Origin of the sequence: Viridibacillus sp. FSL E2-0187 (assembly GCF_038006425.1) — a bacterium.
In the GTDB taxonomy this organism is placed as follows: Bacteria; Bacillota; Bacilli; order Bacillales_A; family Planococcaceae; genus Viridibacillus; species Viridibacillus arvi.
Genome location: NZ_JBBOVG010000001.1, coordinates 2,133,871 through 2,147,152 on the forward strand (window position 1 = coordinate 2,133,871; position 13,282 = coordinate 2,147,152).

Genomic DNA, 13,282 nt, shown 5'->3' on the forward strand with positions numbered 1-13,282 from the left:
AGTCCTCGAGGTTGGAAGTACACAATACATTGGCACGTACTTTTAAAAACGTAGAACCATCTATTAAAATAGAGCAAAAAAAATACTGCACGTGGCAGTATTTACTGAAAATGCTATGTATTAATGTATGTGATGGGTGCCTATGCCCGGATATGAATGTTTCACTATTTATTGTTAATAAAACCAATGTAATAGGCACCTTAGACTAAGAATTTTAACCGCAACAATATTACTAACAACGAGCTCTTACAGCTCGGGCAACTTCTTCATTTGTTCTAAGCTGAAGTGCTTCATTTGCAAGTTCCACCATATCACTTTTTTTCAATTGACTGATTTGTGTACGTGCTTTTAGAATCGACGAAGCACTCATTGAGAATTCATCCAATCCCAAACCTAACAATATCGGAATGGCAATTTCGTCTCCAGCCATTTCTCCGCACATTCCTGTCCATTTCCCTTCACGATGTGAAGCATCAATCACCATCTTGACTAGGCGTAAGATTGCTGGATTATAGGGCTGATACAAGTAGGAAACACGTTCATTCATACGATCTGCTGCCATCGTATATTGAATTAAGTCATTTGTTCCAATACTAAAAAAATCAACTTCTTTCGCAAACTGATCTGCTAGTATGGCAGTTGAAGGAATTTCTACCATGATGCCGATTTCAATCCCCTCGGCAACTGCTGTTCCATTTTCCAAGAGTGTCTGTTTCTCTTTTTCTAAAATATCTTTTGCTTGGCGAAATTCATCTAGCGTTGCAATCATGGGAAACATAATCTTCAAGTTTCCAAATGAACTCGCTCGTAAAAGAGCTCTTAATTGTGTACGAAATATTTGCTTCTCTTCCAAACATAAACGTATCGCCCTGAAACCTAAAAATGGATTCATTTCTTTAGGTAGATTCAAATATGGAAGCTCTTTATCCCCGCCAATATCTAGTGTACGCACAACAACCGGCTTATTTCCCATTCCTTGAAGAACACTTTTATATGCCTCAAACTGTTCATCCTCAGTAGGCAATTGACCTTTATCCATATATAGAAATTCCGTTCGATATAAACCTATACCTTCTCCGCCATTTGAAAAAACTCCGGCTAAATCTTCCGGGTTACCGATATTTGCAGCTATTTCCACATGGTGATGATCGGCAGTAGCCGTTTTTTCATTTACTAACTTCGCCCATTCTGCTTTTTGTTCCTTGTGCTTTTGATGTTTCATTTCATATGTGGCAATTTGTTCGGAAGTAGGATTAATCTGCACGATTCCATTTAATCCATCCACGATGACCATGTCACCATCTTGGATATGCTGTGTTAATTCTTTCGTTCCAACGACTGCTGGTATTTCCAGTGAACGAGCCATAATTGCGGAATGAGAAGTTCTCCCACCTATTTTTGTCGCAAATCCTTTAACATACTTACGATTTAATTGGGCTGTTTCTGAAGGTGTTAAATCTTCTGCTATAATGATGACTTCTTCAGAAATAGTACTTGGATTCACAACTTTTACACCAAGCAAATGCGACATAATTCGTTTGGTTACATCCCGAATATCCCCCGCCCGTTCTTGCATATATTCATTATCAATTCCTTTAAACATTGCAATGAACATATCCGTTGTTTCTTTAAGCGCATATTCAGCATTTACATTCTCTGTGTTAATTTTTTCTTCAATCGGTGTGATTAACTCCGGATCATTTAACACTAACATGTGCGCATCAAATATCGCTGCCTCTGCTGCTCCAAACTCATTTTTTGCAACCGTGCGAATTTCTTTTAATTCACTTTTGGTGAAAGATATTGAGGACCGAAAACGTTCAATTTCTTTTCCACTATCTTCAATCTTTTTTTTATTGAATGATAAATCTGGCTCAACTAGAAGATATGCTTTTGCAATTGCAATGCCGCTTGATGCCGCGATTCCTTGTAAGTTCATGCGTTTACTAATCCTTCCTTTTCCAATGTTTCTTCTAGTTTATTTAATGCTTCTTCTTCGTCTAATCCTTCAGCATTAATTTTAAACTCCTCGCCAAATGGAATTCCAAGAGCCATCACACTCAAAATGGATTTTAAATTTACCGTTTTTTCTTTATAAATTATTTTTATTTCTGATTCATAATCACTTGCTACACTAACCAATACAGATGCCGGACGTGCGTGAATACCTGCTTTATCTATTACGTTAAAGTTTTTTTCAATCATGCTTTTCAAACTCCTTTATTGAGTAATCCGAATATTTTCCAATAAAATCAAATCATACGCATGCTATTTAATAGAGAGACTATATTAATGATCAACCTAACTTTTCTAGTTGGATTTCACTTAAACTCCAGTTTATTTTTTGAATATTGATAGATCCTGTCTTTTCCTCGACTTCTTAAATAAACTCCCTGCGTGTTCTCGCTGTGAGGCTAATGCGATTTTCGCAATTTTTCCGTTCGCGAGCTCTTTCCATCTTATAAATTCAGCTTCATTAGGATCCTTAAAGTACCCCGCATTTTGTGAACCTTTATGCTTCTCATTGAAGCATGATCCTTCTAAAAACATTCCTTCCGACTGAGCTCCTGGCAATCCGCTGTTAGCAACATTGACAATCCAATTGATTGCCGTTTTGAAGTAAATGTAGTAGGTAAGAAACGCGTGACGACAAGTTGAAGCATTGTATTGGAAATCTTTCAAATGACGTCATGCCCTTTGATTCCATGAATATAGGTGTCGAATAAACCTGGCACTATCATCAATCCTGACAATCCTTCACTTCCGAGTTTTCGGGGACTTCATCTCTAAAATCCCCGAAAACCCCATTGTTCGTTCTACATTTTCAAGTAGAAATCGATCGGCAGTAATATAATACGTCATTTTTTCTGCTATCTATTTTTAAAATTAACTAGTTTAATTTCCAAATTACCAATTTGAACTGCCAGCCCGACATGACCTACAATTTGCACTCTTAGTTAAGCAAATTTTTCTACTTCACTTTCTTGCTTCTTTTTCTTTTTTATTAATCCTGTTGCTAGCACGCCTAGGATGGATACGATTACAACGACAGGAATGATATTCAGATCTGAGAATATCTTAAGCAATGTGAGTACTATAATTCCATCTGGCACTAGAAGGGCAATACCGGTGATTCCATATTCCTCTAGTCCAAATAACGGATAGAACAATGCTACAGGAATAGTTAATACTAAACCGTAAACTACACCAGAGACCATAGCCCCACGTCTTCCTCCTAGTGCATTTCCGAATATACCTGCTGCTCCTCCTGTGAAGAATCCACCTATAATAGATGGTAAAGGAATAACTGTACCAAATGCTTTCGATACAAACATTCCTATAATCATACCGATTACGGAAAAGACAAAACCGAGCATTAAAGCTGTTGGAGCAAATCCAAAAATTACAGGCACATCAAGAGCCGGCTTAGCGCCCGGAACCAATTTAACTGCAACTCCTCGGAATGCCGGTACGATTTCTCCCAAGAACATTCTGACTCCCTGAAGTAATACTAGAACTCCAGCAGTAAAGCCAAAAGCCTGAATTATAGAGAACACTAACCAATTCTGCTCCCCACTTAATGTACTGACAAATTCAGGGCCAGCCACAAGAGTTGTGATTAGATATAAAATTAACATCACGGCTGAAATTGAAATCGCTGTGTCTTTAAACATTTCAAGACCTTTCGGCATTTTAACTTCCTCAGAATCTTTCGAAGCATTTCCAAATACTTTTCCTACATAAGCAGATAAAACAACACCACTTGTCGTTAAGTGCCCATATGCAATTTCATTATTACCGGTAACTTTTCTCATAATTGGCTGTGCTAGAGCTGGGAATAAGACTAAAACTAATCCTTGAATTAAAGAACCCCATAATACAGCTTCTGTAGTAGAGTACCCTAGATCATAAAACGCCCACGCTAATGCTCCCGACATAATCCAAAGCATGTGTCCTGTCAAATAGATATATTTAAATGGTGAAAACCTTGCTAGAATAATATTTACAACGAATCCAAATGCCAAAATTAAAGATGTATTACGTGCTATTTCATTAACATTTTCTGATAGAGCACCTATTACTGCTTCATCAAAAGGTACAACTCCCGTCAAATTAAAAGCTTTAGTAAACATTTCACTAAACGGTGTAATATAATCAACAATAATACCCGCCCCAGCGCTTAAAATAAGGATACCTAAAATCGTTTTAAAAGTTCCTTTAATAACATCGCCAAATGCCTTGCGTTGAATTAATAGACCGATTAGGGCTACTAGTCCAAGCATAATCGCTGGAGTTGTCAATAATTGAATTATGAATTCTAGCATATACATCCCCCCACTTCCTTTTTGATCGTTACTCAGTCTTCTTGCATGTCAGCTCATTAACTATTTTTACGCTTCAAAAAAGCATTTAATCTTTTCCTTAATTTCTGCTTTATCCACCATATTGTTTAAATAAATTACTGGGGCATCCATACTTGGGAACGACCCTTTCATATCATTCGACGTAACAAATAAATCTGCACTCAAGCCTTTAGCTGAACCCATATCGATTGCCTCAACTTCTGCTTTTTTACCAATTTCTTTTAAAATATCATCAATTGTCATTTTCACCATTAGACTTGTTCCAAAACCCATCCCACAAACTGTATATATTTTCATAACTATTCTCCTCCTATTTTTCAAGTTTTATAGACATTTCACTCGGCTTTTGTATTTTTTAATATGTTCTTTATTAATGTCATCTCCCTTGTCTAAATTTGAGCTTACCCATACACTTGGCTCTTCTCCTTCTTCCACTAGACTGCTAATAGTTTGTGCGATAATACTTTGCAAGATCATAAACCCAATGACAGAAGATGTTGGACCAAACTTTGTTGCAAATCCCTCTACTTCGATAACTGCATCTCCACTAACGCCACAATTATCTAGTATGACATCCGCGATATCGATTAATTTTTTCCCTGAAGCATGTCTAGAGGTAACGTCATTGGTAAATTCATTTGAAGTTAACGCAATGACCTTTAATCCCTTTTCCTTTGCTTCTAGCGCCATCTCAATTGGAACAGAATTTCTGCCTGACGTAGATGCTATGATAATGACATCGCCTTTTTCCGTCTCTTCACTATCAAGAATCTTTTTGGCATAGCCGTCCAATCTTTCGAACCAAGTACTTTTTGTCGCTTCAGGTCTTAAAGATAAAGCGGGCTCAAGTATTGCGTTAACAGCTACTAGACCACCGGCTCTATAAAAAACTTCTTCCGCATACATTTGGGAATGTCCGCAGCCAAAAATGTGTATCAATCTATCGTTTTTGATTGCCTCCTTGATTAATAGGGATGCCTCATTAATTGCATCCATTTGAGTAGCCTTCACTCGTTTAATAATCTCTTCAATTTGCTCAATATAGTTTAATGCCATCATTTTACCTCACCCTTTTCACTAGTTTATAATTCATTTAGAAGTACTAATGCCTCTTCAACATTTTCACAATTTTTAAGTTTCGTTAATCGATCCTCATCATTAAATAATTCCATTAACTGCTGTAATGCTTGTAGATGCAATTGTGCATCTACCGCACCAAATGCAAAAGCTAAAGTTACCGGATCTCTTTCTTTATGACCGAAAGAAACTCCATTTTTTAGTACCTGTAAACTCATGCATGCCTCATTCACACCATCTTCGGGTCTTGCATGAAGCAAGGCAATTCCAGGTGCGATAACCATATACGGACCGTTCTTCTCAACGGACTCTGCCATCGCAGCAATATAACTTTCCTCAATGGCCCCTGTATTTTTCAATAACTCTCCGGCTTTTAGTACCGCATTTTGCCATGTATCACATGTATCCTCTACTACGACTGTTTCTTTCGTCAGCATATTTTTCAGCATAATATCATTCCCTTTTAGTTAAGATTGTTGGTAGACATCACCACCTAATTGAAGCGCTTTCATTTTCCTTGAAATTTTTTTGATCAAAATTAAAATATTCATCCTACTTATTTTAAATACATAGTTTAAACTGTAGAGTGGTTATGTTGTCATAACCACTGTTTTGAAATGAAAAATCTATATTGGACTAACTTGAATTTTTAGTTTTTAATAGACTTTTCTTTACGTTAATTCTACGGTGTACGAGAATTTATCCCCAAGTGCCACACTTATGTTATACCCAATCAATTCTTCATGGTGGTATGCATATCGCTTAATCAGCATTCCAGGTTGATTACCTTTAACCTTTAAGTGTTTAGCTTCTTGTTCTTGAATAAGTGTTGCCGATAGTCTTTCTGTTGCTTTTGTGACCCCAATTTGATAATCCTGATGAAATATCTCATACATCGATCTTTCATTTAAATCATTTTCAGTTAAATTCGGAAATATTTTTTTAGGCAAATAAGATGTTTCGTGCATCAGTGGTTCACCATCCGCAAATCGCAATCGTACGATTTTATATACTTCTTCTAACGGATATAAATTCATTTTTTTAGCTAATCGATCATCAATCGCAAATACATTAAAAGATAACACTTCTGTCGTAGGCTTCTTCCCTAACTTCTCCATTTCATTGGTAAAACTATATAATTTAACTAAATTTTGATTATATGATTTCGATGCTACAAAGGTTCCTACCCCATGTAATTTGTAGATATATCCTTCTCGTTCTAAATCTTGAAGTGCTTGCCTTACCGTTATCCGGCTTAATTTATAAATTTCACAAAGCTCGCGCTCTGAAGGCAGTTGCTCATTCTCAACATATTCTTTTCCTTCAATCTTCTTGATTAGCACCTCCATGAGTTGCAAATAAAGTGGCACTTTACTGTTCTTATCCATATTTCTTGACAGCTCCTTGCTATACGACTCTTGAAAATAACCAGATCGTTTTATACATCGACCTGGTTATAACCACTTGATATTTTCATATTATCAAAGTATTCTGACAATGTAAAGAGGTTTAAATTGAAACTCTATAAAGAATGTATGAGAAACATCACGATATAAATTGCAGATTAAAACCCAAATTATAGATCCTGCTAATTCAATTAAAGAATGTTACTTAGGGTTGGCTTTTGGGACAAAGAGTTTTATTTCATCGATTACAGCAGATCCTTCATAATAATTGATATGCGGAATTCCAATAACAAAGTTATCTGGGTATGCAGAACCTTCGGGCCATTGTTCTACAGAGTAGCTGCCATGTGGTCCCGTAAAAGTGAGTGTCGAATTAAATTGTCCGTCATATTCTTCTGGGGTGTTATTATAATGCCAGATTGGTCTACCATCTTGAATAAATTCACGTTCATATCTTAATGTTTTTTTTCCAATATATTTAAAGTTTCCTGTCATTTCCATAACATAACCTGTTTTATTTCGCTCGATAGCGAATTTATAACTTTCCTCAGGCATTAGCTCAGGTTGGATTTCAGCATTGGAAATAATAGAGTACTCTGTATCAGTGTCAGATAGGGAACCACACTCGGTTTCAAACAAAAATGAATTATAACCCATCGATGGATCTCTAAACGTATCTCCTGCAAAGAAAAGGCCGTTTATTGCATTATTTGAACTTTTATCACCAAGTTGTTTATATAATTCTCCAGTAGCAGGATTACACGTTGCATATGCACTAGCCCATGTTGCATTTGTATTGTACGCATCCATGCCTACTTTTCTATGGTTGTGAATAAAAACATTATTGTGGGGTGCCGGTTTTTCATAGTCCATAATTGACAAGAAATAGTAACCGTTTTCATTTGTTATATCTCCAAAGTTCTTATTGGTATGATTGGAATCCCCAGTAAATTCTCCACTTCTTTTCCATGGATGATTTGATTTACGCTGATCCATTGTATATCCATTAAACTTATCATCGTAATAAAAACTGTCATTTCTTTTTCCACCAAAGTCTATATTCCTTAACACATATTCCACTCTGTATTCAGATGGTAGAACTTCAGTAGAGCGAATAATAAGACCTGAATCAAAGCTAGTCTTTAATTCAGCAGCATGGTCGCCTTTTTTTAATTCAACATTTCTTAATGTTGCCTCGGTGTCTGGTATCCCATCTTTATCGTAGTCCCTAACCGCAAACTCTGCAGTTAGCCAGCCATCTTTTCCAAACTGCATTTGTTTTCGTAATAAATTAAAACTGTTAAGCTGCTTAAAAAAATCATCTCCTCCTTTGATTTTAAAAAAGTCACCATCATCGTCAAGATGGTCTACATGCCAAGGACTATCATTACCATAACTATCAAGAACCCAATCTGCTCCATCAGTTGGTAACTCTTTATTAAGTTTCTCTTGGTATTTTAGCTTCCATTGTCTTTTGACATTCGGCTCTTTATCCAAAACCTCTGCTTGAACTTGATCAACTACTAACGGTGAAATCAAAATCATAGATAAAAGACATTTCACAATAAATTTCTTCTTCATCCTCACAATTCCTCCTTTAAAATAAGTGATAGAATGCGACTACTTTTTGATCAATCTAGATTAAACGGATCATCCTCCCTCTTTTTTTCACAAAGTATTATTTCAATCCTTAAACCCGGTTCAAGTTAATACATGTTCATAACGACAAAATTTCTTTAACGATATTATAGTTTTATCATTTATCGCCCCTATTCCTTGGAACTAATTTCATTTCCCTCTAAACTGGTTATAACCAATTTATGAAAATACTAAATAAATAAGTAATATTTGTCAACGGAGTTATCGAATTATTTAAAGAAAAAGGCCTTTCACCAATTCTATAATTTGGTGAAAGACCTTCTTGATCTAGTGTTTTTCTGGTATTTCAAAAGGTTGCTAAACTTAAAAACGACTTTTCTCAGCCTACTGTAAAAGCATGTGGTAAGAGATAGCGTGAGGGGAATTTTTTATCTAGAAAAATCGTACAGTATTTTGTTTTTATTCCTTTATTATCTTTATACTAAAATATGGTATTAAAAGATTCTGAATTATGGTAATATTATCTCAACTAAGAAAGGTGGGGGTTATGATGAAAAACATTACAACTATTCAATATCATAAGAACTTAGGAGAACTGATGGGCGACTGATCAAGCATTAAATAATATAAGCATGCTTGAAAGCTCGTTCACATTATAGGAGGAGCATCATGCTAAATAAACAAGGATTCGATTTGTGGGCAAATGATTATGATCAAACAGTACAAGTAAGTGAAGATAATAATTTGTATCCATTTGCAGGATATAAAAATATATTAAGTGCTATCTTTAATGAAATAATGCAGATAAAAGAAGCAAAAGTGTTAGATATAGGGTTCGGGACAGGTGTTTTAACAAATAAACTGTACGAAAATGATCATCACATAGATGGATTAGACTTTTCTGCGAAGATGATCGAAATAGCCCAATCTAAGATGCCACTAGCTAATTTGATGGAGTGGGATATTTCAAATGGTTTACCTGAACAATTACAAGGTAATGAATATGACTTTATTGTAAGTACGTATACATTACACCACCTAACAGATGATGAAAAAGTAGTTTTCATTAAGAGCTTACTATCTTTGCTGTCTGAGAATGGAAAAATATTAATAGGCGATATTGCTTTTCAAACACGAGCAAATCTTGAAAATTGCCGAAAAGATAGTATTAGCTATTGGGATGATGATGAGTTTTATTTTGTTTATGACGAAATAAAAACTTCATTACTTGATGTAGCTAAATGTGAATTCCAAAGCATTTCTCACTGCGGTGGTTTATTTGTAATTTCAAAGTAAATGATTATATTCTTGTGGCAGTATAGTCATCTTTATGATTGTGGCTACACCGTATATTTACGCAATCCAATTAACACAAACAAATCCTCCAATTCGCTCAGAATTTGGAGGATTTGTTTTCTATAATTCCTTCAGATACATCTATTCAATCGTCAAAATCTCTCGTATATCTTGTTCTGTCATAGAGGTCAAGGAATCTTCGCCCGACTGAATTACTTCGTCAATTAGATGCTTCTTTTTTTGTTGAAGCTCGTATATTTTCTCTTCTATTGTTCCTTTTGCTACCAGACGGATTACATGTACTTCATTTGTTTGACCCATACGATGTGCTCGGTCTGCAGCCTGTTGTTCGACTGCAGGATTCCACCAAAGATCATAAAGTATTACTGTATCAGCACCAGTCAAATTTAAACCAGTGCCTCCAGCTTTTAAGGAAATAAGAAATATATTACCTTCGCCCTTATTAAATCGCTCACATAATTCTACGCGGTCTTCCGGAGGCGTTTGTCCATCTAAGTAAAAATAAGGTATACTCTTGTAGGCTAAATGGTGCCTGATAATGCTGTGCATTTGAGTAAACTGTGAAAAGATCAGCACACGTCTGCCTGAATTACGGCATTCTTCAATAATCCCCTTCAATTGTTCGAATTTTGCCGATCCTCCTGTATAATCATCAACGAATAATGCAGGATGACAACATATTTGACGCAGTCTGGTCAGACCTGATAAAAATTTTATGCGATTTTTTTGAAAACTGCCATTCCTTAAATGCTTCAAAGCTTCATTTTTCAATTCGGCCAAATAAGCGGCATATAATATTTTTTGCTCCTCTTGTAACTCTGAGAATTGCATAGTTTCAATTTTATTTGGCAACTCTTTCAAAACCTCTTTTTTCAAACGTCTTAAGATAAATGGACGTACTCTTTTTGCTACATTTTCTCGACTTAATTCGCTAAAGGCTCTTCGATTTGGCAATAACTCTGGGAATACGACATGGAATATTGACCACAGTTCATCCAAAGAGTTCTCTATTGGCGTTCCCGTTAGTGCAAACCGATAATCTGCCTGAATCATTTTCACCGATTTAGCAGTCTTTGTAACTGGATTTTTAAAGGTTTGCGCCTCATCCAAGAATAGTGTATGAAATTTCTCTTTGCGGTAAAGTGATACATCCATTCGTAATGAAGGATACGAAGTGATGATTACATCGGCACCAATAGACTTATTCCACAAGGATACTCTTGTCGCTTTGTTGCCATCGATAATTTGTACTTTTATATGAGGCGTAAACTTTTCCAACTCATTCTTCCAATTATAGATGAGAGACGAAGGTGCAATGATTAAAATCGGCAGTTTTCGTGCACGAACATCAGGTAGCACTGATTCAATGTAAGCAATGCTTTGTAGTGTCTTTCCTAGCCCCATATCGTCCGCAAGAATACCACCGAATTTATATTTGGCGAGCATTTTGAACCAACTGAAACCAACTTTTTGATAATCGCGAAGTACTTTCGTCAAAGTACTAGGCGCTGCATTTTCTACCTTTTCTGGATTCTTTAAGTTTTTCAATAGGTTAGTGAAATTTTCACCCGGATCGATTAAATCACCTTGGTCCAATGAATCGATTAATTGCATTCCTTTAATCAACGGGATTCTAATTTCTTCCCCAATGATATCTCTTGCGGATAGTTCCAAATCACTTACAACTTGGTATAGTGCTAAAAATTCCGGTGTTTCCAATGATACTAACGTGCCATTTGGAATTCGGTAATACTTTCGTTTTTCCTCCAATGATGTGAGTATCTCTTGAATTTCTGCTTCCGAAATGCCCTTGATATCGAATTGGAATGCAACCCAATCAGTTCTTTCTCCTACCTCAACTTTTATCCTTGGACCCGTATACCCTTTATGAATCCGCATTTTCACTGAAGTAGTAGCATAAATTTGAACTAATTTTTCTAATTCCGCAATGTTATGATGCAAAAATTGATACTCTGCTTCTTCATCATATAAGTAAAATCCACCAGACGTTTGAGTAAAGGAGCTTTCAAGTAGTAGCTTGATAATTTGTTCTTCTTTTGTTCGCTGACGCTTAATCCCTGGAAAATGTGGAAAGGGTTGTTCCGTTTCTTCACAAGGGTTAATAACGACTTGATCATAATGGAACTCCAAACCTGCAAGCAATCTATGTCTTACGCGGTCAAGAAATAACTTGGCTCGAAGTGGGGTTTCCCCTATTCTTTTTGATACAGATTCTGCAATAATAACCTGTCCAAGTTTCATCAAGCCAGGTATGACGTTTCTCATAAAGTGATCGATTTGATTTTCTGAAATAATGAGTTGGTGCTTTCCAGACTGATCCAACATGTCTTTTAATTCTGCTAATCGCTGACAATCTTCTTGAGGTAGTTTGTATAATAAGCCTTCTGAAAAAGCATAGCCATAAGCTTTTAAAACTTTTATCTTTTCAAGACCTTTAACATTAAGATGGTAGTCTACTGTATTAGCTTCGTCAAATTCAAAACTTAAAGGAAGATCTTGTCCAATTTGTACCCCATTATAAATATTATCCCCTTGCATGAATCGTACTGCAGGTGCAGCAGTTAATAAAGGAAGCAACTGCTCCCAATCAGTTGCAGAAATTAAAACCAAATCATCTTGTATATCAAAATTACTTTTTACACGTTGACTCCTTATCAAAAATTGAAGGACATCATCGGATTTTCTTGGAAAGCTGTGGAGTACAGGTTTATAAACCAATCCTTGTGCATATTCAAACGGATCTCTTAGCTCTAATTCACGAAGAAACTGCGTTGCTTTCGAGACGGTATGTAATAGATTAGAACCTACCCTTATCTCAATTCCAAACACATACTCCATATTAGGAAGTAAAACTGGCAAGCACGTAAATTCAACATTAAGTGACTGTCTATTATCAAAATGTAATCCCTGGCCACTTGGTTGCTTCAATTTATTTTCAAATAAGCCCAGCATTCTGGTAGTCAAGGCATTTTCAACATGCTGCTTCTCTTCAATAGCAAGTAGGACAGCTGCAATATGCTGACAGTAAGTTTTCACAAAGCCTATTGTTGGACAACTACACTGAGCTACAATTTCTCCATCGGCATCTAATCTCACTGTGACGTCAAAATCAGCTCCCGCTTTTACACCAGCTTCAATTATCGAATCATCTTGTTGAAAAGGATGAAGATTTACTTTTCCAGCTTGATAATAAGATTTCCCCTTTTTAAAAGCGACTTCTCCACATAAAATCTTTATCTTTTTTTCATTCATTGAAAAATCCATCTTTCGTTCCTTTCTAGGCTTCTTAATGCGCTACTCACATTCATGTTTAATAACTTATTATTCATTTTCTCATACAAATCATCTGTAGCAAAACATGTTTACTTGTCATTCATTTACGAAAATAACTATTTGTACAACCTTAATGAAATTTGATTAACACTTCTTCTCTTCTATTAGCTTAAATAACAGCAATATCAAAGATTGTTAAGCTATTTAACAAAAGAAAAACCGCCA

General features: G+C 35.8%; 11 protein-coding genes. 1 reads left to right on the top strand and 10 read right to left on the bottom strand.

Features of this window, described 5'->3' with window-relative positions:
* Positions 1-232 precede the first annotated feature (232 nt).
* The 9 genes from ptsP to MHH85_RS10380 form a co-directional block, all read right to left on the bottom strand.
* Entirely contained in the window at positions 233-1,939 is a 1,707-nt protein-coding gene (gene ptsP / locus MHH85_RS10340) for a phosphoenolpyruvate--protein phosphotransferase (RefSeq protein ID WP_340706972.1), read from the bottom strand.
* Positions 1,936-2,205: a phosphocarrier protein HPr gene (locus MHH85_RS10345; protein WP_340706973.1), complete on the bottom strand. Its 270-nt coding sequence runs from the start codon at positions 2,203-2,205 to the stop codon at positions 1,936-1,938. The genes ptsP and MHH85_RS10345 overlap by 4 nt, the downstream gene beginning before the upstream one ends.
* Before the next feature lie 132 nt (positions 2,206-2,337).
* On the bottom strand, positions 2,338-2,682 hold the full coding sequence (locus MHH85_RS10350; RefSeq protein ID WP_340706974.1) for a hypothetical protein: 345 nt from the start codon (positions 2,680-2,682) through the stop codon (positions 2,338-2,340).
* 275 nt (positions 2,683-2,957) lie between these two features.
* Positions 2,958-4,325, bottom strand: a complete 1,368-nt coding sequence (locus tag MHH85_RS10355; protein ID WP_340706975.1) for a PTS ascorbate transporter subunit IIC — start codon at positions 4,323-4,325, stop codon at positions 2,958-2,960.
* A 66-nt stretch (positions 4,326-4,391) separates the two neighbouring features.
* Positions 4,392-4,661 carry a PTS sugar transporter subunit IIB gene (locus MHH85_RS10360; protein ID WP_340706976.1) on the bottom strand — a complete coding sequence of 90 codons (270 nt, stop codon included), beginning with the start codon at positions 4,659-4,661 and terminating at the stop codon, positions 4,392-4,394.
* A gap of 27 nt (positions 4,662-4,688) precedes the next feature.
* Positions 4,689-5,423: an SIS domain-containing protein gene (locus tag MHH85_RS10365; RefSeq protein WP_340706977.1), complete on the bottom strand. Its 735-nt coding sequence runs from the start codon at positions 5,421-5,423 to the stop codon at positions 4,689-4,691.
* 23 nt (positions 5,424-5,446) lie between these two features.
* The gene (locus MHH85_RS10370; protein WP_340706978.1) at positions 5,447-5,890 is read right to left on the bottom strand and encodes a PTS sugar transporter subunit IIA; all 444 of its coding nucleotides are present in this window, start codon (positions 5,888-5,890) and stop codon (positions 5,447-5,449) included.
* A gap of 222 nt (positions 5,891-6,112) precedes the next feature.
* Positions 6,113-6,829, bottom strand: coding sequence for a GntR family transcriptional regulator (locus tag MHH85_RS10375; protein ID WP_340706979.1), 717 nt, complete (start codon positions 6,827-6,829; stop codon positions 6,113-6,115).
* Between the two features lie 219 nt (positions 6,830-7,048).
* Positions 7,049-8,428: a hypothetical protein gene (locus MHH85_RS10380; protein ID WP_340706980.1), complete on the bottom strand. Its 1,380-nt coding sequence runs from the start codon at positions 8,426-8,428 to the stop codon at positions 7,049-7,051.
* A 687-nt stretch (positions 8,429-9,115) separates the two neighbouring features.
* Here MHH85_RS10380 and MHH85_RS10385 point away from each other — a divergent pair.
* Positions 9,116-9,742, top strand: a complete 627-nt coding sequence (locus MHH85_RS10385) for a class I SAM-dependent methyltransferase (protein WP_340706981.1) — start codon at positions 9,116-9,118, stop codon at positions 9,740-9,742.
* A 141-nt stretch (positions 9,743-9,883) separates the two neighbouring features.
* On the opposite strand, the gene MHH85_RS10390 is transcribed toward MHH85_RS10385, so the two are convergent.
* On the bottom strand, positions 9,884-13,048 hold the full coding sequence (locus MHH85_RS10390) for a DEAD/DEAH box helicase (RefSeq protein ID WP_340706982.1): 3,165 nt from the start codon (positions 13,046-13,048) through the stop codon (positions 9,884-9,886).
* Between the last annotated feature and the right edge of the window lie 234 nt (positions 13,049-13,282).

Coding starts and splice junctions, on each gene's coding strand:
- ptsP (WP_340706972.1), bottom strand. CDS start 1,939: ATGAACTTACAAGGAATCGCGGCATCAAGCGGCATTGCAATTGCAAAA.
- MHH85_RS10345 (WP_340706973.1), bottom strand. CDS start 2,205: ATGATTGAAAAAAACTTTAACGTAATAGATAAAGCAGGTATTCACGCA.
- MHH85_RS10355 (WP_340706975.1), bottom strand. CDS start 4,325: ATGCTAGAATTCATAATTCAATTATTGACAACTCCAGCGATTATGCTT.
- MHH85_RS10360 (WP_340706976.1), bottom strand. CDS start 4,661: ATGAAAATATATACAGTTTGTGGGATGGGTTTTGGAACAAGTCTAATG.
- MHH85_RS10365 (WP_340706977.1), bottom strand. CDS start 5,423: ATGATGGCATTAAACTATATTGAGCAAATTGAAGAGATTATTAAACGA.
- MHH85_RS10370 (WP_340706978.1), bottom strand. CDS start 5,890: ATGCTGAAAAATATGCTGACGAAAGAAACAGTCGTAGTAGAGGATACA.
- MHH85_RS10375 (WP_340706979.1), bottom strand. CDS start 6,829: ATGGATAAGAACAGTAAAGTGCCACTTTATTTGCAACTCATGGAGGTG.
- MHH85_RS10380 (WP_340706980.1), bottom strand. CDS start 8,428: ATGAAGAAGAAATTTATTGTGAAATGTCTTTTATCTATGATTTTGATT.
- MHH85_RS10385 (WP_340706981.1), top strand. CDS start 9,116: ATGCTAAATAAACAAGGATTCGATTTGTGGGCAAATGATTATGATCAA.
- MHH85_RS10390 (WP_340706982.1), bottom strand. CDS start 13,048: ATGGATTTTTCAATGAATGAAAAAAAGATAAAGATTTTATGTGGAGAA.